This window comes from Vibrio sp. 10N.286.48.B8 (genome assembly GCF_003050085.1).
In the GTDB taxonomy this organism is placed as follows: Bacteria; Pseudomonadota; Gammaproteobacteria; order Enterobacterales; family Vibrionaceae; genus Vibrio; species Vibrio crassostreae.
Genome location: NZ_PIGD01000012.1, coordinates 1 through 24,106, shown reverse-complemented (window position 1 = coordinate 24,106; position 24,106 = coordinate 1). Strand labels below are relative to the sequence as shown.

The window sequence follows — 24,106 nt, the reverse complement described above, 5'->3', positions numbered from 1 at the left end:
TGCATTTTTGTTGTTTGCTGTAAATATGGTTTAGGGCGGCCTCATTTTGCTTTAAACTCCACGTATTAATGCAATAAATCGAGATACTCTTTTGCACGCTAACGTATATATTCCTGAAGAATTCCTAACGCACATCGAAGCAATCATGCCTAGTCATCTAGATATGGCTTCTTTTGTCGCATCATGCCAAAAACCACTTCGTAAAAGTATTCGAGTCAACACATTGAAAATCAGTGTTGAAGACTTCCTAGTACGAGCAAAAGAGAAAGGCTGGGAACTGGAACCTGTACCTTGGTGCGAAACGGGCTTTTGGATTACAGCGGACGAAAGTGAAGCGCCACTAGGTAATACGGCAGAACACATGTCTGGTCTTTTCTACATCCAAGAAGCCAGCTCGATGATGCCACCTTCGGCACTTTTCCAAGGCGAAGCTGATTACCAAGCGGTGTTAGACACGGCGGCTGCACCCGGTTCTAAAACAACGCAAATCGCTGCGCTAATGAATAATCGCGGCGTATTGGTTGCCAACGAATACGCAGCAAGCCGTGTGAAAGTCCTTCACGCTAACATTGAACGTTGTGGCGTTCGTAATGCCGCTCTAAGTAACTTTGACGGTCGAGTTTTCGGTGGTTGGTTACCAGAACAATTTGATGCTGTACTGCTTGATGCACCTTGCTCTGGCGAAGGTACCATTCGTAAAGACGCTGATGCGATGAAGAACTGGACGTATCAATCTGTGGTCGACATTGCCGACACGCAAAAAGATCTGATTGAAAGTGCATTCCACGCGCTTAAACCTAATGGTGTGTTGGTTTACTCAACGTGTACGCTTAGCACCGAAGAGAACCAACAAGTGTGTCATCACTTAAAAGAGACCTTTGGTGATGCGGTTGAATTCGAATCTCTGGAGTCACTGTTCGACAACGCAAAAGCAACCACGACAGAGGAAGGTTTCCTTCATATCTTCCCACAGGTGTATGACTCAGAAGGTTTCTTCGTTGCACGTATCCGCAAACTAGCGTCTGTTACTCCACCAGAAGTTAAAAAACGTATGGGTAAATTCCCATTTGAAAAAGCATCAAAGAAAACTCAGCAAGAAGTCGCTGAACAACTAATAAGTGCTCTCGATATCGAACTGCCAAGTGACACTCAAGTTTGGATTCGTGACAAAGACGTTTGGCTATTCCCAGAAGCGCTCGAGCCAATGATCGGTGAATTCCGCTTCTCTCGTATGGGCATCAAGATCGCAGAAACTCATAAAAAGGGTTACCGCTGGCAACACCAAGTGGCAACGACGCTAGCCACAGGCAATGAAGCCAACATTGTAGACCTGAGCATCCAAGACGCTCGTGAGTGGTTCATGGGACGAGATGTTCGCCCGGAAGGCTTGTCAGGTAAAGGCGAAGTACTAGTGAAGTACAATGGTGCAATCATCGGCCTTGGTAAGTGGGTTGGCAACCGAGTGAAGAATGGTTTACCACGCGAACTCGTCCGCGATAAGAACCTTTTCTAGTCGCTCGATAAAAGCTCACACTGTAATGAAACAACAAAAAGCCCAAACAGGAAGGTTTGGGCTTTTTTTGGTTCATCGCGGCTTTCCGGGGAAAGCCGCTTTTATCTTCAAGAAGAAGTAGTCTGTATCTCGATACCCATATCCCATTCGCTTGATTAACTTTATTTTGTTGTTTATCCCTTCCAATGTGCAGGTGTTGAGCGGATAACTTGCCGATGCGAGAATACCGTGAAGATAAGGACTCAGTTTTCGTGCGAACTCTTTTAATGGCTTAATCCCACTCTCTTGTACTTGTGCCCACCACGTCTCCCAGAGCCCTTTGGCATGTGCTTCTGATTCACAATACCAAAGCTCTTTGAGTTGTGCTCCGAGGATGTAAGTGGTCATTAAGTCCTTATTGATATTCAATATTTCTGTAAGATAGCTGTCTTGCTGTGTATTTAAGTTGCCCCTATTTTTCAACAACACCCAGCGTGAACGCTTGACCCATTGCCTCGCTTTTTTATCCTGCTTGAGTTTGTTGGCTTGGTCGACTCTGACTCTATCCATGACCTCACGACCGAACTTAGCAACAACATGGAATAAGTCGTAAACGATTTTTGCGTTCGGGCAATGCGCTTGAACTTCAAGGTCAAAAGCCGTATTCATGTCCATCGCGACCGCTTCGATATTATTGCCATACTTGCCTAACAGCTCGAAGAACGGTCGTATGTCCTTGCGGCTACGGCCTAACCCTATCCAAATGACTTGGTGAGTCTTAGCGTCAGCAATGACCGTGGCATACCGATGTCCTTTAAAGATAGCGAACTCATCCATGACGAGTTGCCTTAGCCCTTCCCATTTCACTGACGGTACCACTTGTCGAAGTCGGCGTTTATCTATCTCTTTAATGGTGTGCCAATGTACGCTCGTTAACTGGGAGATATGCTTAATGGGAAGAAGAGGCAGCAGTTGTTCTATATAGCTTTTTAAGCGCTTCGTTATACGAGCATAAGGCTCCAACCAAGATAGAGACTCTGTTTTTATGCCGCAGTCACGACACTTAATTCTTCGTGTTTGAACGGAAAGTTCAACAGGAACACCGAGCAACATAGCCTCTTTTACATGACGCCATTGATACTCATGAATAGCCTCGGCCTCGAGACCACAAAGGCACTTAGCCTCAGAGTTAGGTTTAAGAGTCAGTGTAATAAGGGATGCTGTCTGGTGAGACTTTACTATTTGAAAGCCTTCCCAGAATGAAGATAGGAAAGTATGATTCGGCATGAAAACGGTAGTTTGTGTATGATTTTTGTTTGGCGACTAAACCATATCACTTACTACCGTTTTTGTTTTTAGTTCCCGCTAATCCGCGATGAACCTTTTTTTTGACCAAGAGGATCGCTTATTTAACTAAGCTGATGCCTTCTTTGTCGATCGTGATCTTGCCAGATTTGTACAAACCACCAATCGTCTTCTTGAACGTACCTTTGCTGGTTCTGAATGCAGAGAAAATAACCTCGGGTGAAGACTTATCATTCAAAGGCAGGTAACCGCCTTTCTTCTCAAGCAGGTCAAGAACCTTAGTGCTTAGGTCATCCATCTTAGCGACGCCAATTTTCTGAAGAGACAGATCAATCTTACCGTCTTCTTCACGAACGTTTTTAATGTAGCCTTTTAGCGTTTTACCAATGAATAGCTTGCCGATGATGTCTGACGGGAAAATCATGCCCCAGTGTTCACCGTTCACAATCGCTTTGTAACCCAATTGGCTGCGCTCAGCGATAATTAGATCGACTTGTTCATTTTGCTTATAAGTCGCTGGCGTTTTGTCTAACCATTTGTTGAACTTCGTGGTACCAACAATACGGCTCGATGCTTTATCAATGTAGACATATACTAAGATTGACTGACCTTCGTTTAAACGGCCGCGCTGCTCGCTGAAAGGAACAAGAAGGTCTTTACCTTTCACGCCCCAGCTCATGAATGCACCAGTGCTGTTAACACCTTCAACCGTCATTAAACCAAACTGGCCTACTTGAGCGATCGGTTTTTCAGTGGTTGCAGCGATCTGGTTGTCAGAATCAATGTATAAGAAAACATCTAGCTTTTGACCAATTTCAACACCTTCAGGAGTAAATCGTTTCGGCAGCAACACGGTTCCATAGTCGCTAGCGTCAAGGAATACACCGAAGTCTGCTTGTTTTACCACTTCTAAGTTGTTTATTTGACCAATATTAATCATCAAGATTGTCTCTACTTTAAATTTGGCGGAGATTATACGTGATCTCTGATATGCTTTCGCTAGTTTCATTCATATTTTTACATTCTAGGAGACATCGTTGATCACCGTTGATAAACAAGATGCGATAACACTTAAAATTAACCATGCCATGGCTAAGACAAAAATGCTCGACATGGACGTTTATCTATTCATTCCCGGTGAACTTGGACTGACTCCTGAAGTGCTTTCTGAAAGTGCCTTTTTCTACAGCTCAATCACTCAAAAACGTGCCTACTACAGTGACAAAACACTTTTACCTTTGGTGCACAGTCGCTTAGCTAAGCGTGGACGATTGTCGATTACGCAGTATCGTGTCAGTTTGAGTTTGTTCGCCTACCAATATGTTATCGCGTTAGATAAAGCGGTAAGTAGCCTGAACAAGAATGATAGTGACGACGTAACGGCTGACGAAGTAGATGAAGTCATTGAACTGGCGTTAGATATCCTCAAGAAACTTCGTCGTAGTATTCCTTACGAAGAGAACCTTAAGCGCTACTACGCCAACATTGATAACTACCTTTCGTGGTACACAGAGCAAAAGTTCTTATCGTTGGTATCTCATATGCCACGTGGCAGCGAATACTCGACGATAAAAGAGCGACTCTTGACGCTTTGTGATAAGGAAACCGCTCACCGCAAGCTCAACCGTTACAACTCAGCTAAGGTACGTGAAGACGTCACCCGCCTGAGTAACAAGATGCGACTGCTGCGACGTTTGATAGAACACCCTATCGTCCTCAAGGAGAAGACCACTTCCATGGGTAAAAACGTCAAACGTGCCGTTAAAGGTATTGCGACAGGTTTGGTGATGGTTGTCGTGACCACTACCGTAATCTTGGCTCGTGACTTTCTTGGTGAGATTACCGCCTCCTTCATCGTGGCGATGTCATTCATCTATGCGTTGCGTGAAATCTTCAAAGATGACTTGAGAGACATCCTGTGGCGATGGCTGCGTAAAGGCAAGCCGAAATGGAAGCGTCGTTACTATGACCCAACGACCAATAAGTCTGTCGGCCATAAACTGGAATGGTTGGACTACGCGAACTTTTCGAAGCTTGCAGATCGTATTCAATCAATTCGTAAGAAGCGTGTAGTGCAACGTGAAGAGCAGATCTTGCATTATCGCTCTCATACTGAGATGTCGACATCGACGTTCATGAGTGGTTATGAAGAGACCCGTGAAACTTTATCCATCAGCTTAAGAGCGCTGACACGATTAATGGATAAGGGTTCAAATAAGGTATATCGCTTGAATGAAGGGCAAGTCAGCCGTGAATCAGTAGAAAAGCGCCACTTACTCAACCTGATCATTAAAGAAAATAATCACGATAACGAACCGACCTATTACCGTTGGAAAATCGTGATGAACCGTTCAAAGATCGTCGACATCGAGCAAATCACTCAAGAATCTTAATCTTGTTACGGTATGTGGATATTCAATTCACATACCGTTCTTGTCACTAATTCAACGGTTACCTTTTACTTTCAAACTATTTTCGAGACGGGACTTTCTTAATCGAAAGCGTTAGCGTGAACTCGGCCATCGGCTCGTCGCCATGCAAAGATGGGCAAGTCGCGATAATAGTTACGGGTTGATTCACTCGCTCCCCAGTGGACATGGTTTCTGCAAGCATAGTGTTGATCAACTCACCGTCGTTACAAGTGAAATGCACATCGCCTTCTGGACGCTTTAAGAAGTTACCCGTCACCTCTTTAAATGCCAACGAAATCTTTTCACCTTGCTGCTGAGATTTGCTCATCGCAAGAAAGCCCCCTGCCACATCAGCACCCACAGCCAATACGCCAAAGTACATGCTATTAAGATGGTTCTTCGTTCGCCTTTTAAGAGGGATTTTGACCTCAACATGTTGGTTATCCAGTGCGAGCAATTTTGGCCTGCACAGCCAGATCAGAGGCACTTTGAAAAAACCAAACATGCTCAAGTAGAAATTTGCTTTTTGTAGAGGGGTCAACATTCGGATTACCTAGTCAAATCAGTCATCAGACCAGTTAATCGATTAGCGATAGGGATGTCAAAAAAATGTTACAAAAAAGAGATATCATCGCATAATGATACCTCTTTCATTATCAAAGCTTTAGCGCTTCAAGCAAGTTGATTTAACTTAAACAGCAAGCCGATTTATGCAGTCACGACCGTTTCTACGCCTTCAAGATCGGCAATGTAACCTTGTAGACGCGGGTAATCCACCAAGCCTTGAGTCACCAGCAGTACAGGCTTCTTCGCATGCAGCGTCGCTTTAACAATCATATCTAACAAGGTAATAACGGCCTCGTTTTGTGGATCGAAAGCGTGTTTCTGAGCTTCATTGTCCTTATCTACACCTAAAGTGAAAGACGCTAAGCTATCAACGTTTACCACAACACCATCAAAGTAATGCAATAGACGTTCGCTCAGTAACACTGCAGACGGCACATCACATGAGAACAGTACTTTCAAACCATTCAGGCCGCGTGGTAAGCCTTGCTCTGCAAGCAGATCAATAATCTTAGCTGCATCGCTTAATGCTCGTACATACGGTACAACCACTTCAACGTTAATGCCCTGCTCTCGCAACGTTTTAATGACCTGACACTCTAAAGCGAAAGCCTTGCTGTACTCTGGTGTCGCGTAACGAGCAACGCCACGAACGCCTAGTGCTGGGTTAATCTCTTCAACTTCACAGTTACCGCCAAGCAGCGAACGGAAGCCATAACTGTCTGCACTGCTTAATGCGATACGAACAGAAGTGTGATTTGGCTGAACGGCAGCTTGAATCGCAATCACCAAGGTCGAAACAAAATGCTCATCAACTGTTTTATCACCAAGGATCGCATTTAAAGACGTTTTTTCGATATCAGTAAGTGTATCTAAATGACTTTCAATACTTGGGTGGTAGAAGACGCGGTCCATTACCAATTCGGATAATGAAACGTATAAGTGGTTGGAATTATTATTATCGTTGTAAGAAGGCAGCACATCACCTAAAACAAGTTCTGGGTGCAAAGTGCTTTGATTTTCTTGAGTCATTGCTGCTCCAGCATTTTTATGTTGTGTTCAAACGAAAATACCGATAGCTGCCTGTTAATACAAGTGAAAATCCCTTATTTGACGCTGGCCTGCTGATAAAAATAAGAATATTAGCAATAACTGAGATAACTTTGACTCAATAGAGTTTATTCCTCTGTTCAATTCCGTTATCTTAACCACTTCGCAATAGAATAAAAAAGCTATCACATGCCATTAAAAACTGATGAGTTGAGAACCCAAGCTCTGGGTCCTATGCCAACTCCTGCCGAACTAGGCAATGCACACCCTATTACTGACGACGTTGCTGAGCGCATTAAAAATTCTCGCCGCCAAATCGAAGACATCCTAACTGGTCGTGATAACCGCCTATTAGTTATCGTAGGCCCTTGCTCTGTTCACGATACAGATGCGGCACTTGATTACGCTGAGCGCCTAAGCCAGATTCAAGACCAGTACAAAGATGAACTGTTCGTTGTAATGAGAACCTACTTCGAGAAGCCTCGTACGGTTGTAGGTTGGAAGGGTTTGATTACCGATCCAAACCTTGATGGTTCATACGCACTTGAAACGGGCTTAAACAAAGCTCGTAAGCTTCTGTTAGACATCAACAAGCTTGGCTTAGCAACAGCAACTGAATTCCTTGATATGATCACAGGTCAGTACATTGCAGACCTTATCACTTGGGGCGCGATTGGCGCTCGTACAACTGAATCTCAGATTCACCGTGAAATGGCTTCTGCACTGTCTTGCCCAGTTGGCTTCAAGAACGCGACCAACGGCAATATCAAGATTGCTATCGATGCAATTCGTGCAGCGCATGCGTCACACTACTTCTACTCTCCAGATAAGAATGGCCGCATGACGGTTTACCGTACTTCTGGCAACCCATACGGTCACGTTATTCTACGCGGTGGTGATAAAGGCCCTAACTTCGACGCTGAATCTGTAGATACCGCATGTAAGCAACTGGCTGAATTCGACCTGCCTCAACGTTTGGTTGTAGACTTCAGCCACGCTAACTGTCAGAAACAGCACCGTAAGCAGTTAGAAGTTGCACAAGACATTTGTGAGCAAATTAAATCTAACAAGAACCAAATTGCAGGCATCATGGCAGAAAGCTTCATTGTTGAAGGTAACCAACCAATGACCGACATCAACAACCTAGAATATGGCAAGTCAATTACTGACCCATGCCTAAGCTGGGAAGATACGGCAACAATGCTAGACATGCTTGCAACAGCAATTAAAGATAGAAACTTAGCTTAAGGAAACAACACAATGCCATCATTTGACATTATCTCTGAAGTAGAAGCAGTAGAACTGCGTAACGCGGTAGACAACGCAAACCGTGAACTATCGACTCGTTTCGATTTCCGCGGCGTTGAAGCAAGCTTTGATTACAAAGATGAATCAGTAAAATTGACTGCTCAAGACGATTTTCAACTGAAGCAAATGCGCGATATCCTTCGTAGCAACCTAACAAAGCGTAATGTTGATCCTAACGCGATGGAAGCAAAAGCGGCAGACCAAACAGGTCGCACTTGGCACCAAACGGTTATCTTTAAGCAAGGCATTGAAACTGATGTAGCGAAGAAGATCGTTAAACTAATCAAAGATAACAAAGTTAAAGTTCAAGCTTCTATCCAAGGCGACAAAGTTCGTGTAACAGGTAAGAAACGTGATGATCTACAAGCTGTTATGGCTCTAGTTCGCAACGGTGAGCTTGGTCAACCATTCCAGTTTGACAACTTCCGCGACTAATTTTTGAGTATGAGCGACCGCTTGTTTCAGTTGCTCATTCATCATCACAATGTCGTGTATGAAATAGCAGAAAGCCACTTCTTTATCGGAAGTGGCTTTTTATTTATCAGGTCCAGTTTTAGTTTTATTCCGAGCCTCTAGCCGATTTAAAACAACCAGAAAGCTCTTATTTCAACTAGAAACAACTACCTCAACTGAGTACTTGGGCTGCTGACAATTTTAGGTCTTTACCGACCAACAGATTAAACTCTACGCTTGCTGGTGGAATAAAGACACACACTCGTAATTTCTCAGCTCTTGCCTGCTCAAGCTTGGTTGATAGCTCTCCGCTGTTAGCATAGCTCTCTCTTTCTGCGTCTCGACGGCATAGGTCGATAAATTCAAATGGACAATCGCTCGGTGAAAGTACGAGTTCTGCCTCTTGCATCAAACGTAAAGCCTTCATAGACAGCAACTCAACGTCCTGCTCGAATTCAATCCAAGTCACCTGTCCTTCGCTATCAATGCCTTCCGTTAGCGCTTGCTGATAGTAAGACTCTAACTGCTCTCTGTCAGTCACCTGCTCGATAAAACTGGATGACAAGAAACGCTCCCAAAACTTACGACGCTCGTCGACGGTTGGGAATGACTCTTTGATCGAATTGCGTTTTGATGCACCGAAATCTGCTATCAAACCTATATTTTGTGGCAATACCGTTTCGAGTTTTTCTCTAATATTTCTCACCAAAACAGGTGATGCACCGCCACTAGAGATGGCAATTTGGATCCTTCCGCGATTAATCATTGATGGCGTAATGAAGTCACAATAAGGTAAATCATCAACCACATTGACAAGAATACCCATTTTTTTTGCATCATTATGTACTTGATGATTCAAGCTTGGGTTGTCTGTCGTCGCCCACACCTGCAGGTAATTATTCGATATGATCTGTGACGAGTAAAAATTTTGCACCCAGTGAAGTTTATTTTCATCAACAAGCTGCTTTAAGTAAGGTGCGACCTTGGGAGATACCAAAGTCACATCAGCCCCAGCGCGTAACAAGCTGTCGACTTTACGGCAAGCAACCTCACCTCCACCAACCACTAAGATTGGCTTATTTTCTACATCCAAAAACATTGGGAAATAACGCATGTTCTTCCTTGAGATTACTTCAATAACTATTCAGCCATGCTACCAAATTTGGAGCATATTCATAACTATCGAAGTGCAATAAAAATATTTATTGACCAAATTTCAATCTTTTTTAAGGTTAATGCTCCACAACTGTGACATTCATTCAGAATATTTATCTAGTCAATTATCAATATAAAACTCTAAATCTCGTTGCACCAACAGTGTGAACTGTTGCACTATTTACATTCAGTTAACATTTGGTCATTCTAATTGTGTTCGGATTTGTGATTTCATTCAAAATTCTTTTTAAATTATACATTTGTGAAACTACGGATCCTTTCCTAACCTTATAAACAGTTGCTTAAATCGCACACAGTTTCATTTGCAAAATGCAACTCTTGTAATTTGAGCAACAAGGTCATAGAAAACGCAACACATAAGAGACACTCAAACGAGCACGAGTATCAGGTGTCACCTGGTTAACAAGGAAGGATACAAATGACAAATAAACTAACACTTCTTGCTTCAGTAGTAGCTGCATCAACTGCGATGATGGCAACATCAGCATCAGCGGCAGAAAGCACTCTGGACAAAGTCACATCTCAAGGTTTTCTAACTTGTGGTGTAAGTACAGGTCTTCCAGGGTTCTCTAACCCTAACTCAAAAGGTGAATGGGAAGGAATTGATGTTGAGTATTGTCAAGCTCTTGCAGCGGCTGTACTCGGTGACAAGACTAAAGTTAAGTATGTACCTCTAACCGCAAAAGAGCGTTTTACTGCGCTTCAATCTGGCGAAATCGACGTACTATCTCGTAACACAACATGGACACTACATCGTGACACTGCTTTAGGTCTGAACTTCGTAGGCGTTAACTACTACGATGGTCAAGGCTTCATGGTTAAGAAAGAGCTTGGACTAACAAGTGCTCAAGAGCTTGATGGCGCTTCTGTATGTGTTCAATCAGGCACAACAACTGAACTCAACCTAGCCGATTACTTCCGTAACAGTGGCATGTCTTACAAGCCAGTGGTATTCGATACAGCGGCACAAACATCTAAAGGTTTCGACGCAGGTCGTTGTGACGTGCTAACGACCGACCAATCTGGTCTATACGCACTTCGCCTAAACCTCGCTGACCCTAAATCTGCACAAGTACTTCCTGAAATCATCTCTAAGGAGCCTCTAGGTCCTGTTGTTCGTCAAGATGATGACAAATGGTTTAACGTTGCTAAGTGGACACTTTCAGCAATGATTAACGCGGAAGAATACGGCATATCTTCTAAGAATGCAGACGAAATGCTTAAGTCAAAAGATCCAAACATCAAACGTATTCTTGGTGTAGACGGCCCTAAAGGTAAAGGCCTTGGCATTCGTGACGACTGGGGTTACCAAGTAATTAAGCAAGTTGGTAACTACGGTGAGAGTTTTGAGCGTACTGTTGGTACAGGTTCTCCACTTCAAATCTCTCGTGGTGTAAATGCATTATGGAATGCGGGCGGCTTTATGTACGCTCCACCAATCCGTTAATAAATTTTCAAGCATCAATTAGGGCGGAGTTTTCCGCCCTATTTATTAAATGGATTTGAGGTTATAGTAGTATGAAACCTAATGAAACTATTTCTCCAGCGCAGGCAAAGCCACAGCCCAAAAGTGCCAACTTATTTTACAACCCCACTTTTCGCTCCATCATTTTCCAAATTATCGCCGTCGGGGCGCTTTGTGCTTTCTTTTACACGATTGTAAATAATGCGCTCACTAACTTAGATTCCCGTGGTATAGCCACTGGTTTTGATTTTCTCTCCCAAGAAGCTGGTTTTGGCATCGGCTTAACACTGATTGAATACGACGAGACCTTCTCATACGGTCGTACATTCTTTATCGGTCTTCTCAATACCGCTTTAGTTTCAGTACTAGGCATCATGCTAGCCACGATACTGGGCTTTAGTATGGGTATCGCTAGACTCTCTTCAAACTGGCTAGTTAGCCGATTTGCAGCTGTCTACATTGAGATATTCCGAAATATCCCCCTTCTTTTGCAAATCTTTTTCTGGTACTTCGCCGTACTGCAAGCCTTGCCTTCTGCTCGTCAAAGCATGAGCCTAGGTGAAGCAATTTTCTTGAACGTACGTGGATTGTACTTCCCTGCTCCAGTGTTAGAGCAAGGCAGTAGCATTGTTATCGCATCATTGATTGTTGGTATTATCGCTACGTTTATTATCAACATTTGGGCTAATAACAAACAGAAACTTACCGGCCAACAAACACCGATGTTTCGAATTGCTGCAGCGTTGATTTTAGGCTTGCCGTTGGTGACTTACTTTGTTATGGGTATGCCTATCTCTGCGGATTACCCTGTTTTAAAAGGGTTTAACTTCAAGGGTGGTATTAGCATAATCCCGGAGCTTGCTGCATTGATGCTTGCTTTAAGTATCTACACAGCAGCGTTCATTGCCGAGATTGTTCGTTCAGGTATTAACGCCGTAAACCATGGGCAAACAGAGGCTGCTATGTCTCTAGGAATCCCACGGTCTAGAACCCTTAAGCTTGTCATTATCCCACAGGCATTAAGAATTATTATCCCACCACTAACCAGTCAGTACCTAAACCTGACCAAAAACTCATCACTTGCGATGGCCATTGGTTACCCTGATCTTGTCTCTGTATTTGCAGGAACAACATTAAACCAAACTGGACAAGCTATCGAAGTAATCGCGATGACAATGGGCGTCTACCTGACCTTGAGCCTATTAACATCTGCTCTAATGAACATATACAACCGCAAAGTAGCGTTGGTGGAGAGATAAGATGAGTACACATCAATTTCAACCTGATCTTCCGCCTCCAGCGAATACCGTTGGGCCAGTCGGTTGGTTAAGAAAAAATCTATTTAATGGACCAATTAACAGCGTCGTCACTGTGGTTCTTGCTTACTTTGCTTTTACCCTTATATGGGCAGTAGCGGATTGGGCATTCATCAGTGCCGACTGGATAGGAACCACACGCGATGCCTGCACTAGCGAAGGCGCTTGTTGGGTCTTTATTAGCGTTCGTTGGGAGCAATTCATGTATGGCTTCTACCCAGAAGCTGAACTGTGGCGACCTCGCCTCTTCTACGCTACGTTAGCCATTTTTGTGGCCTTACTGGCCTACGAAAAAACACCTAAACGTACGTGGATCTGGTTGTTCTTCGTAAACATCTACCCATTTATCATTGCTGGCTTGCTATACGGTGGTGTCTTTGGGTTAGAAGTTGTCGATACCCATAAATGGGGTGGTCTACTGGTCACACTGATCATCGCACTTGTTGGTATTGTAGTGTCACTCCCTATTGGTGTTGCACTTGCGCTTGGGCGTCGTTCAGAGATGCCAATCATTCGTAGTATGTGTACCGTATACATCGAAATTTGGCGTGGCGTACCGCTCATTACCGTTCTATTCATGGCCTCAGTTATGCTCCCGCTCTTTTTATCAGAAGGAACAGAAACCGATAAGCTGATTAGAGCACTTGTTGGGGTAGTACTATTCAGTGCAGCCTACATGGCAGAAGTAATTCGTGGTGGTTTACAAGCAATACCAAAAGGCCAATACGAAGCGGCTGATGCTCTGGGACTAAGCTACTGGAAAAAGACAGGGCTTATCATTCTTCCTCAAGCTCTTAAAATCACGATTCCTTCAATTGTGAACACCTTCATTGGTTTGTTCAAAGATACCAGTCTTGTTTTGATTATTGGTATGTTTGATGTGTTAGGAATTGGCCAAGCCGCGAATACCGACCCTGAATGGCTTGGGTATTCAACAGAAAGTTATGTATTTGTCGCGTTAGTGTTCTGGGTGTTCTGTTTTGGCATGTCGAGATATTCGATATGGCTAGAAAACAGACTTCACACCGGTCACAAACGATAATTAACAAGATCAAGGACGTATTATGACGCAGCAGACAGAAAACAACTCTCAAGGTCTTATGATCGAGTTGAAGGACATGAACAAATGGTACGGTGAATTCCACGTACTTAAGAACATCAACCTAGAAGTTAAAAAAGGCGAGAAAATCGTTATCTGTGGCCCTTCCGGCTCAGGTAAATCAACGATGATCCGCTGTATCAACCGATTAGAAGAGCACCAAAAGGGTCATATCTTTGTTTCAGGTAATGAATTGACGGAAGATCTCAAGAACATCGAAGCCGTTCGCCGAGATGTAGGCATGTGTTTCCAGCACTTCAATCTGTTCCCACATCTGACGGTATTAGAGAACTGTACTTTGGCCCCTATCTGGGTCAAAAAGATGCCGAAAGAAGAAGCTGAAGCGATTGCGATGAAATACCTAGAGCGTGTGAAAATTCCTGAGCAAGCAGACAAGTTCCCAGGTCAACTTTCAGGTGGTCAACAACAGCGTGTAGCTATCGCTCGCTCTTTGTGTATGAACCCTCAAGTGATGCTGTTTGATGAGCCAACGTCGGCACTCGATCCAGAAATGGTTCGTGAAGTATTAGACGTAATGGTTGAGCTAGCGGAAGAAGGCATGACAATGCTTTGTGTGACGCACGAGATGGGCTTTGCTAAAGAGGTAGCAGATCGCGTTATCTTCATGGATGCCGGTGAAATCATAGAAGAGAACAACCCTGTCGACTTCTTTGAAAACCCACAATCAGACAGAACGCAGAACTTCTTAAGTCAAATCTTACACCATTAATGTGTTATGATGCATAAACTATAGAGGCGGCTTAGGTCGCCTCTTTATTTTTCAAGGTTATAGATGGTTTTCTAAAGTTCTAAATAACTGGCTATGACGACTAAAGGTTGAAGATCGTATTTTAGCTATACTTAATTACAGCCTAAAGAAATACTTTGTTACACCTTCAGAAACACTTAACCGACTATTTTTATTATTATTTTATGTATACAGGAGGAATGAAAGACTTGATTTTTCGAACTTTCACCCCCATAAATGTACTAATAACTATTGAAGTCACCTTACGAGGAAGATTATGAACAGCCCTATGTTTTCACGCACAGCATCTCAAGAAAGTGCTCTGCAAACCAATAAAGTGTTGCGTAACACCTACGCATTACTGTCTATGACACTACTTTGGTCTGCTGTTGTAGCAGGCGTATCCATGGCGATGAACCTTCCTCGCCCGGGTCTTATTATCATGCTTGTTGGCTTCTACGGCCTACTTTTCCTAACAGAGAAGAACCGTGACAACAGCATGGGTCTAGTCTTCACATTCCTATTTACAGGTTTCTTAGGCTACACCATTGGTCCAATTCTTAATATGTACGTTGGCGCAGGCATGGGTGATGTAATCCTAACTGCACTTGGCGGTACAGCACTGGCGTTTATGGGCGCATCAGCTTACGCGCTAACAACTAAGCGTGACCTGTCGTTCCTTAACGGCATGCTATTAGCTGGTTTTGTAGTACTGCTTGTAGGTATGGTTGCAAATATCTTCCTACAGATGCCTCTACTATCATTGGCAATGAGCGGTATGTTCATCCTATTCTCGACTGGTGTTATCTTGCTTACAACGCAAAACATCATTCGTGGCGGTGAAACAAACTACATCTCTGCAACGATCAGCTTGTACGTATCAATCTACAACATCTTCATCAGCCTGCTAAGCATCCTAGGCATCATGGGCAACGACGACTAATCGTTCCCATCATTGAAGAATATCTAGCCCAAGAGCCTACCTCTTGGGCTTTTTTGTATCTATAAGTACGATATTTCTATGGATAGCTACAATTTCAGTTGAGAAAGATAAACTTGGTCATGTACCCTACCCGCATAGTTAATTGGATTCTGGATTAAACATGTTTGAATATAACGGCAAGCAAATCGAAACCGACGCTCAAGGCTACCTATTGGATTACACGCAATGGGAAGAAGGTATGATTGAAATACTTGCTCAAGATGAAGCTATTGAACTTACGGATGCACACTTAGAAGTCGTCCATTTTGTAAGGAGCTTTTACGAAGAGTTCAATACCTCACCAGCGGTTCGTATGCTAGTTAAAGCGATGGAAAAAGCGCACGGCCCAGAAAAAGGTAACAGCAAGTACCTATTCAAGTTATTCAAAAAAGGGCCGGCAAAACAAGCAACCAAGCTCGCCGGTTTACCTAAACCAGCAAAGTGCTTGTAAAAACCTAACCCGCTTTAAGTTATTTAATTACGCTCGATATAAATACTGTAGTGCCATAACTACAGTATTTTAAACGTCCCTACACGTACGTCTTGGCGCTCACTATCTTTAACTTGATGCATCTCTACGTTGTCTACGATTGCACTCGAAGGGCCTATGTTGAGCCAAGCATGCAACTTCTCTATTTGCTGACTCTCTCCGACAGCTAATACTTCAACTCGACCATCATTTAAGTTCTTCGCATAGCCTGAGAGACCCATAGCTTGCGCCTGCCTACTGGTGTGGTAACGAAACCCAACACATTGAACTACGCCTGACACGACAAAAATATATTGTGAACTTTCCATAACGTTGCCTCATAATTTATATGAATGATATAGTTGAGCTTCTATTCATTCACCACTTATTGGTGGACTTACTTCGAGTATAACGATTATGAAAGAAATCCCATTTCGTTGGATTGACAAATATCTCATTCACCTAAAAATCCAAGAAAAGTTCTATCTACTCTTCTTATTACCTCTTCTCGCCCTAGTTATATTAACTCTCGTTTTAGATAGCGCCGCGGACTCTTTGCTTGCTCACCTTTATCAAGAAGAAATGCTCTTGATGAAAGGACTTATCGAAGCAGGTCAACTCACTAAAGATCAAGTCGCTCAACTTGTCAGCAGCTCTGAAACCATCTCTTTGGGCTACGGTGCTGGTTCTGTTTCGGTAATGAATGGTGCATTCAGCCTAGTTGCTAACCATGACCAAAACCTTTGGTCTGCTCTGTCTACGACTCAGGTTTCTATCATCGCTGTAACCCTAACGCTTATCGCGCTGGGTGTTTACTACATCATGACCTTCATCGGTGGTGCGATGTTCTCTATGAACAAAGCTTTAAACACACTGGCTAATGGTGACCTAACTTGCCGCATGAACTACTTCTTAGTTCGTGATGAGTTTAGTGAAATCGCTATTACGATCGACAAAGTAGCAGAGCGTGAACAAAACATGGTTCTGTCAATCCAAGAGTCTGTCGCTCTAATGCAGCAGATCAGCTCGGACTTAAACCAGTCAACACAACAAAGTTCAGACATCTCTGGTAACCAACAAGAACACCTGAATAGCTTAGCAAGTGCAACGGAGCAAATGGCTGCTACGATTCGCGAAGTAGCTACCCTTGCTCATGAGTCTAGTTCACAAACGATGGACGCTCGCGGCGTTGCGCAGAGTGGTCAAGTCAAGGTTTCAAATACATTGGAGTCTATCTCTAACCTATCTCAAGAGATCCAATCCGCTTCACAAGCAGTAGAAGAACTTGATGCCAACGCGGCGCAGATCGATGAAGTGGTCGCAACCATCAATGGCATTTCAGAGCAGACTAACCTATTGGCACTGAATGCTGCCATAGAGGCTGCACGTGCAGGCGAGCAAGGACGTGGATTCGCTGTTGTTGCCGATGAAGTTCGTGCCCTTGCTGGTCGTACTCAACAAGCAACGGTTGAAATCCAAAGTATGATTGAGTCATTACAACGTAACAGCCAATCACTGACCAAACTGATGGAAGTAACGGTAAACAATGCTGGTGAAGGCCAAACACTGATGTCGGAAGTGAACGTTGAGATCGGTTCATTAGCTGAAAAGAACCAGTCTATTTCAGATAGCAGCACTCAAATTGCTACCGCGGCTGAAGAACAAGGCGTAGTCGCTGACAACATTGCACAAAGTGTTGAAGAGATTCGTCATCAATCAGACAGTATCTGCGAGATGATCAGTAAGAGTAATTCCAATGTCGACCAACTTCGTAAACAAAGCGATACGATGGAAGGTTTGCTGACAGGTCTTAAAGCTTAATACTGATATCCAACCACTAAGTGTTGATTAATCATACTAGGGCTGCTTCTGCAGCCCTTTCTTATTTGCTTTTCACCTGTACTTCCCCGACAATACCCCTCCTTCAAATTCAACAAACAGAGTAAATTATGACTCCTTCAATTCATCTAGCTAAAGGCCGAGATAAATCACTACGCCGCAAACACCCTTGGGTATTTTCTCGCGGTATCGATAAGGTCGAAGGCGAACCAAAACAAGGTGAAACTGTAGACGTATATGCTCAAAATGGTCAGTGGCTTGCAAAAGCGGCTTACTCACCAGAATCTCAAATTCGAGCTCGTGTTTGGACATTTGAAAAAGAAGAAATCAACAAGGCGTTCTTTGTAAAACGAATTCAAGATGCACAGTCTTTACGTGAAGACATCATCGAACGTGACGGCCTAACGGGTTACCGTCTAACAGCTGCAGAGTCTGATGGCCTGCCTGGCATCACAATCGACAAATACCAAGACTTCCTTGTTTGCCAACTGCTAAGTGCTGGCGCTGAGTTTAACAAAAGCGTGTTGGTTGAAGCGTTAATTGAATGCTTCCCTGACTGTAACATCTACGAGCGTTCAGACGTGGCAGTTCGTAAGAAAGAAGGCTTAGAACAGGTTGTTGGCGTTCTTCACGGTGAAGAACCACCGAAGTCTATCGTGATTGAAGAAAACGGCGTTAAGATCAGCGTGAACATTATGGAAGGCCACAAAACGGGCTTCTACATGGACCAACGTGATAGCCGCAAAGAATCGATGAAGTACGTTAAAGGCAAAGATGTCCTTAACTGTTTCTCATACACAGGTGGCTTTGGCCTTTACGCACTCAAAGGCGACGCGAAGCGTGTTATCAACGCTGACGTATCTCAACTTGCTCTTGATACGGCTAAATTCAACGCTGAACTTAACGAGTTTGATATCTCGAAAAAGCGCGCTGTGTTCCTTAACGCTGACGTTTTCAAACTGCTTCGTGAGTACCGTGACCAAGGCACTAAGTTTGACGTAGTGATCATGGACCCACCAAAGTTTGTTTCAAGCAAGAACAACCTAACTTCAGGCGCTAACGGCTACAAAGACGTTAACATGCTTGCAATGCAAATCCTGAAACCAGGCGGCACCCTACTCACCTACTCTTGCTCTGGCTTAATGGGTACAGACCTATTCCAAAAGATCATCGCTGATGCAGCATTAGACGCAGGCCGCACTGTTAAGTTCGTAGAGCGCTTCGAGCAAGCAGCCGACCACCTAACTGACACTGCTTACCCAGAAGGCTTCTACCTAAAAGGCTTTGCTTGTAAAGTTCTGTAGACAGTTAAGCTTTAGATAACGAGTTAATAAAAAAGGGCCTTTCGGCCCTTTTTTAGTATTGGTCAGGTAAGTTCACGAACAACTGACTCACCAAGTTGGTCAAATCACCATTAACAACAGAGCCATCACCTTGTGAATTTACCGAGTCGAACTGATTACCTACGTTGTCGAGAACAATCGTTTGACTTTGGCCTGTATTATCTGTGTTTTCTGAAATGGTAATCACGAGGTCTTTATCACCGCCGCCATTATCAACCTTTTCAATAGTGATATGATCAAGAAGATCAAACATTGAACTTTCGTTTGGTAACAACTCAGAGATATCAAGATGGTCTTCCCCTAGAGCAAAATCGGTTATCGTATCGACATCACCTTGGAAAGGTTCGTCGACCCACTTGAACAGATCATCACCATCACCACCAGTTAAGATATCATCACCAAGACCACCGATAAGTGTATCTTCACCACCTTGACCGTAGAGGATATCATCGCCTAGTCCACCTGTAATGGTATCATCGCCACCACGCGTATCACTGTCTGCATTAAACAACTCATGGTTATCTTTAACATATTCGTAGATTTCCATGTCTGTAGGTTCTGCACCATTCAACATCTGTAAGAACGTTGTTAGAGCTTCCATACCCGAACCATCAGCTAACGCATCTGGACGAACAAGGCCATTATCACCCCATGGCAAGTTATCTGTATTGATAACATCACCAAACAAAATATCGTTACCGGCACCGCCGCTTAGATCATCACTACCTACAGGCAGTAGCGTAATTTCGTTGCTACCTTCCTCAAGTGCTGCATCTAAGCCTTGACTTGACTGAACGATTTCAACATCGCCTGTCGTACTTGTTACTGTCTTGATTATAAAGTTGTCTAAGTATACGTCTGCTGTGTATCCGCTTTGGTCTTCATAAACAGAGAGTACTAACTGGTACTTACCTTCATGAAGTAGATCTGTTTCAATCGAGCCAGTACTACTTCCAGATGATACACTTACCCATGTTTGAGTTTGTTCATCAAATTTCTGAACACTCCAGCCAAACACATCACCGCCACCAAAATAGTTACCCTGTGATGCATCAAATGTCAGTACTGACGCTTCGCCGCTAGCAACAACAAACTCGGGGCTGGTCATCGAAGCTGAGCTATTAATATCACCCGTATCGGTTAGCAAGATGCTTGAGTTAGTCAGTACTGCTGTACCACCGGAAACCGCAAAGTTCTCAAGGCTCCAAGATTCACCTGTACTAGAGCTGAAGTTTGCAAGTTGCGTTGTAGTTGATGAATAAATGTACGAAGAACCATTGTCACTCACGAAGTGCTCTAATATTTCAGAATCAATGCCATCTCCGATACCTATCGTTCTAACTTTTGATACATCCGCTAGCTCATCGAAAGCAGTAACAGAGTCAGCAAACTCATCAAACTGGGTAGTAGAGCCGCTGCTGTTTGAACTGTTCGACACAGTTGGTTTTCCATCAGTTAAGAAGAACGTTAAGTTTTCATAACTCGATGATTGGTCACCATCAGCAAACCAATCTTTAGTAGAATCAAACGCAGCCTCGTAGTTAGTTGCGCCATCCGCAGTCAAATCATTGATCGCTGAGTTGACTGTCTGCTCTAAGTCTGACTCTTCTAAGTTTTGTAAATCTATTTGTATGCTCGCACTAGCCTCAAAACCAATCAACGCCAGATTTATAATACCCGGATGAGATGCAATATCAGCCAACATAGCAATAAGTGATGCTTTAACCACATCTAACTTAGACTGGCTACTGTTACTATTGAGTGCGTCTTTCATACTGCCTGACGTATCAACAACTAAAGCAATATTGTAATTCGTCGGTGCGACCGAGTTATCCACAACACCGCCAGTATCTCCAAACAGTACGTCGTCACCATCAAAGCCAATGATCGTGTTATCGCCATTTTCATTACCTAAGCTAGGCGCTATAACAATACCGGTTTGAGTATCAGCAAGTACTTCTGAATCTACAGGTTGACCTTGACCATCGACCTCGTAAGCGCCTGCTGTAACAGTCAGAACTGGTGCCGTATTAACTGGTGCTTCAACAATGACTGTTAACTTCCCTACACTATCTAACTCAGCCGGATCAATCACCCAGGTTCCATCAGCTTGTTTAGTACCTGTCGAGAGCGTTACATCGGAAGGTACATCACTCACGACCAATGAACTTACTTGCTCGCTACCGTCGTTGTCATTCAGAACGATATCAATGTTAAGTTCATAAACCTCAGCAACTTTAACTAGGGTACCGCTCTGAACTTCAAACTTGCCGTCAGAGAAATACAACGACTCGATACTATAAAAGTCATGATTTGCATTCCCTGTTCCAGTATGAGTTAAGCGAAAATCTGGAGCTCCTGCTGTACTAAAGGTGTAGTCTGTTCTTTGGCCTGTTAGATATGCTGCATCATTGCCTGAACCACCATAGTATGCTGTGCTCGTTGTTGGGCTACGAGAAATGAGAACATCATTGCCAAATTCTCCAGTATCATCACCCAACAAATTAATGCTTGTTGATGCATCTATACCGCCAACCAAAATGTCACTACCGTCGCCGCCTTGTAGGTTTTCAGAAACAACGCCAAGACCGCCGTCATTGCCGACAATAATGTCATCGCCTTCTCGGCCAAGTACCTGCATATGATCGCCATTGTTGTATACAACAGTATCATTGCCACCAAGGGCATCTAGCCAAGCACCACTTGTAGTCTGAAGATGGTTGTCGTCGCCATCAGCATTTGGGTCTACTGTCTTATTCGCCAAGCTAGATTCTATGCTTGCAACAATAGAGTCAGCAACATTTCCACTAACACTGGTTAAGTTGGCGGAAACCGCCAATCCATTACTAATTGGCGCAACTGTTGTTGTTACCGTTGCACTACTGGTCAGGCCTGAACTATCAACAATGGTATATGTGAACGACGCACTACCCGTCACATTACTATTTGGCGTGAAGGAGATCTCACCACTGTTTTGATCGTATAAGACCGTTCCGTCAACTGAGCTAAATCCATCCGCGACAATCGTAAAGGTGTCACCGGTATTTGGATCGTAATCGTTAGCAAGAAGCAGTGACGAATCTACAATTAAAGTTTCACCCTCTTGCACAGACAGAATATCACCGATCAACGGGAAATCGTTTAAGTCATGCTCGCCATTGTTGTAATTACCATTGCCATCAACCGTACCAAGATTGATGTCTAGGTTAGCAGCACCACCTTGGTCCCAATAAACGATTTCAATAGAATGATAACCATCACTATCAATCACAAATGCGTCATGTAAGGTAGTTGTAGACGACTGGTTCTGGTCAACAGTAGCAACTTCAACCCCATCAATTAATATCGTGTAGCCATCATCAGCGGTCACTTTAAATGCATAATCACCAGCTTCTAGATAGACTGAACCACTAATTTGAACAACACCGTCAGTATGAGCACCAACGGTACCTTCAACAGAGCTAGAGTCATCATTTAAGAAGTCTTCAAACTGACTTTGGGAGCTCAAGCCATTGTTATTTCCATTTAGCGTATAGTTGATATCTTTGGCGTCAAAGGTTAGGTCTGCTTCTTTGCTAGCAATAACATCCAACGCACCTTGAATCGAATCAATATTGCCATTAACACTATCATTTGAGCTGTAATAGTATCCAGATAGTCCACCAAATACTGATACCGTATCATCTTGAGCAACTGGAGCCTGATTGGTCGCATTGGACGTAATAGTCAGTTGAGCCACTTCATCACTAAGTAAACCGCTAGAATCGCCTGACTGATAATCAATTTCTTCAGAGAGATCAGCACTAACTACATCAACGCCTTTAAGCGTGATATTGGAGTTTCTATTAGGATTATCAGAACCGTCTTGAGTAGTGAATACTCTTAATTCAGTAAACCCTCCATCGACTTGGATGTTAACTGTCGCATTCCCGTTGCTATCGATGGACAGTCCGTTCTCGCCTGATTCATCGCTATCGAAGAAGAACGTCCCAACAACATTACCATCTTCATCGAGAGCGAGTACCTCAATACGACCGCCAGCATTATTTCCCGCATTGTAGTTTCCGAATACGCTACCAAATTCAATATTAGCCTCTGTAATGGTTGCACCAGATTGAGAATAATCAACAGAGATATATTCCTGGTTGCCACCGCTAACTACATCCAACTCTCCGCTAGTTGAATTCGCATTAGTTGACACACCAAAACCATCCTCTTGGTTTTGACTGTCGTAAACCAAATAAGAATTTGTATCGATTACATTAGCGTCGGTTGGGGAGCTACCATCGTAAATCCCCGAGCTTATTAATACATTGCCCTGTAAGTAACTTACGCTGCTAGACCCATTGTTGACTTGGCCTGCAAAAGTACTTGCTACAAAATCAAGCTTATCCACAGCATTGGAATCTTGTTCATATTCGACTTGAGCGTCACTACTGATTATATCTCCAGCTTCAATGAGTACTTTGCCACCACCACTAACGTCGTAAAGGTTACCGAACAATGGTTCTTCGAGAATTTTGACATCAACCGGAGTACCAGCAGCATCATCTTCAATGTCGCCCACGTTATCTTGACTGCCCGATTGACCACCATCAAACGTAAAGAATGCTTCATCTTGGTTGTCTAAGGTTACTGAGAAGTCGGTGGCTGTAGGTCTGTTGTCATCGTTTTCGATGGTGCCCGTCGCGGTCTTATCACCAACGGTCAGCGTGAACGTTTCATCGCTTTCCAGAACCGTATCTTCCGCACCCGCTACCGTTACCGTGAAGCTCGCCGTATTCGCTGGGACGGTGATCAGGCCTGTGACCGCATCGTACGTCACGCCGTTGCTGAACGACACTGTGCCGTAGTCGGTGTTATCCGTTTCGTTATCCGTCAGGCTGAACGCGTACGTTTGTGCCGTGTCGGCCGTATTGCTTAGGGTCACGTCGAACGCCAGTGCGTCGCCTTCTTCCTCGCTCACATCCGCGATGTCATTGATCGTCGGTTTCGCGTCATCGTTTTCGATGGTGCCCGTCGCGGTCTTATCACCAACGGTCAGCGTGAACGTTTCATCGCTTTCCAGAACCGTATCTTCCGCACC

General features: G+C 43.7%; 19 protein-coding genes. 12 read left to right on the top strand and 7 right to left on the bottom strand.

Going from position 1 to position 24,106, the window contains the following annotated elements:
* The first annotated feature begins 91 nt into the window (after positions 1-91).
* A complete protein-coding gene (rsmF, locus tag CWO08_RS14535) occupies positions 92-1,513 on the top strand; it encodes a 16S rRNA (cytosine(1407)-C(5))-methyltransferase RsmF (protein WP_108020671.1) in 1,422 nt (473 codons plus the stop codon).
* Between the two features lie 72 nt (positions 1,514-1,585).
* Here rsmF and CWO08_RS14530 read toward each other — a convergent pair whose 3' ends face one another.
* Positions 1,586-2,779 carry an ISL3 family transposase gene (locus CWO08_RS14530; RefSeq protein WP_108020670.1) on the bottom strand — a complete coding sequence of 398 codons (1,194 nt, stop codon included), beginning with the start codon at positions 2,777-2,779 and terminating at the stop codon, positions 1,586-1,588.
* 118 nt (positions 2,780-2,897) lie between these two features.
* Positions 2,898-3,806: a S1 RNA-binding domain-containing protein gene (locus tag CWO08_RS14525; protein ID WP_170960793.1), complete on the bottom strand. Its 909-nt coding sequence runs from the start codon at positions 3,804-3,806 to the stop codon at positions 2,898-2,900.
* A 28-nt stretch (positions 3,807-3,834) separates the two neighbouring features.
* Here CWO08_RS14525 and CWO08_RS14520 point away from each other — a divergent pair, with 28 nt between their 5' ends.
* Positions 3,835-5,190 (top strand): hypothetical protein, encoded by a 1,356-nt coding sequence (locus CWO08_RS14520; protein ID WP_102479749.1) that lies wholly within the window; start codon positions 3,835-3,837, stop codon positions 5,188-5,190.
* 76 nt (positions 5,191-5,266) lie between these two features.
* On the opposite strand, the gene CWO08_RS14515 is transcribed toward CWO08_RS14520, so the two are convergent.
* Positions 5,267-5,752 carry a PaaI family thioesterase gene (locus CWO08_RS14515; protein ID WP_017082222.1) on the bottom strand — a complete coding sequence of 162 codons (486 nt, stop codon included), beginning with the start codon at positions 5,750-5,752 and terminating at the stop codon, positions 5,267-5,269.
* Positions 5,753-5,916: 164 nt separating this feature from the next.
* Positions 5,917-6,804 (bottom strand): putative PEP-binding protein, encoded by an 888-nt coding sequence (locus CWO08_RS14510; RefSeq protein WP_102479748.1) that lies wholly within the window; start codon positions 6,802-6,804, stop codon positions 5,917-5,919.
* A gap of 207 nt (positions 6,805-7,011) precedes the next feature.
* On the opposite strand from CWO08_RS14510, the gene CWO08_RS14505 reads away from it, so the two are divergent.
* Together CWO08_RS14505 and CWO08_RS14500 are read left to right on the top strand one after the other, a co-directional pair.
* Complete coding sequence (locus tag CWO08_RS14505; protein ID WP_048661946.1) at positions 7,012-8,070, top strand: 3-deoxy-7-phosphoheptulonate synthase; 1,059 nt, start codon at positions 7,012-7,014, stop codon at positions 8,068-8,070.
* A gap of 12 nt (positions 8,071-8,082) precedes the next feature.
* Positions 8,083-8,565 carry a YajQ family cyclic di-GMP-binding protein gene (locus tag CWO08_RS14500; RefSeq protein WP_076652627.1) on the top strand — a complete coding sequence of 161 codons (483 nt, stop codon included), beginning with the start codon at positions 8,083-8,085 and terminating at the stop codon, positions 8,563-8,565.
* Positions 8,566-8,755: 190 nt separating this feature from the next.
* On the opposite strand, the gene CWO08_RS14495 is transcribed toward CWO08_RS14500, so the two are convergent.
* Positions 8,756-9,697, bottom strand: coding sequence for a bifunctional precorrin-2 dehydrogenase/sirohydrochlorin ferrochelatase (locus CWO08_RS14495; protein WP_102479747.1), 942 nt, complete (start codon positions 9,695-9,697; stop codon positions 8,756-8,758).
* A 480-nt stretch (positions 9,698-10,177) separates the two neighbouring features.
* On the opposite strand from CWO08_RS14495, the gene CWO08_RS14490 reads away from it, so the two are divergent.
* From CWO08_RS14490 to CWO08_RS14465, 6 genes are all read left to right on the top strand, one after another.
* A complete protein-coding gene (locus tag CWO08_RS14490; RefSeq protein ID WP_004733634.1) occupies positions 10,178-11,206 on the top strand; it encodes an amino acid ABC transporter substrate-binding protein in 1,029 nt (342 codons plus the stop codon).
* Between the two features lie 71 nt (positions 11,207-11,277).
* The gene (locus CWO08_RS14485) at positions 11,278-12,483 is read left to right on the top strand and encodes an amino acid ABC transporter permease (protein WP_048660775.1); all 1,206 of its coding nucleotides are present in this window, start codon (positions 11,278-11,280) and stop codon (positions 12,481-12,483) included.
* 1 nt (position 12,484) lies between these two features.
* Positions 12,485-13,582, top strand: coding sequence for an amino acid ABC transporter permease (locus tag CWO08_RS14480; RefSeq protein ID WP_048660774.1), 1,098 nt, complete (start codon positions 12,485-12,487; stop codon positions 13,580-13,582).
* Between the two features lie 22 nt (positions 13,583-13,604).
* Complete coding sequence (locus tag CWO08_RS14475) at positions 13,605-14,369, top strand: amino acid ABC transporter ATP-binding protein (protein WP_017059704.1); 765 nt, start codon at positions 13,605-13,607, stop codon at positions 14,367-14,369.
* 295 nt (positions 14,370-14,664) lie between these two features.
* Entirely contained in the window at positions 14,665-15,330 is a 666-nt protein-coding gene (locus tag CWO08_RS14470; protein ID WP_102432721.1) for a Bax inhibitor-1/YccA family protein, read from the top strand.
* Between the two features lie 160 nt (positions 15,331-15,490).
* Positions 15,491-15,820, top strand: coding sequence for a TusE/DsrC/DsvC family sulfur relay protein (locus CWO08_RS14465; RefSeq protein ID WP_017057205.1), 330 nt, complete (start codon positions 15,491-15,493; stop codon positions 15,818-15,820).
* Positions 15,821-15,879: 59 nt separating this feature from the next.
* Here CWO08_RS14465 and yccX read toward each other — a convergent pair whose 3' ends face one another.
* A complete protein-coding gene (yccX, locus tag CWO08_RS14460; protein ID WP_048660773.1) occupies positions 15,880-16,167 on the bottom strand; it encodes an acylphosphatase in 288 nt (95 codons plus the stop codon).
* An 88-nt stretch (positions 16,168-16,255) separates the two neighbouring features.
* On the opposite strand from yccX, the gene CWO08_RS14455 reads away from it, so the two are divergent.
* On the top strand, positions 16,256-17,659 hold the full coding sequence (locus CWO08_RS14455; RefSeq protein ID WP_102432723.1) for a methyl-accepting chemotaxis protein: 1,404 nt from the start codon (positions 16,256-16,258) through the stop codon (positions 17,657-17,659).
* A 128-nt stretch (positions 17,660-17,787) separates the two neighbouring features.
* Positions 17,788-18,981: a class I SAM-dependent methyltransferase gene (locus CWO08_RS14450; protein WP_017059708.1), complete on the top strand. Its 1,194-nt coding sequence runs from the start codon at positions 17,788-17,790 to the stop codon at positions 18,979-18,981.
* Positions 18,982-19,033: 52 nt separating this feature from the next.
* On the opposite strand, the gene CWO08_RS14445 is transcribed toward CWO08_RS14450, so the two are convergent.
* On the bottom strand, positions 19,034-24,106 hold a 5,073-nt coding region (locus tag CWO08_RS14445), incomplete at its 5' end, for an Ig-like domain-containing protein (RefSeq protein ID WP_108020669.1).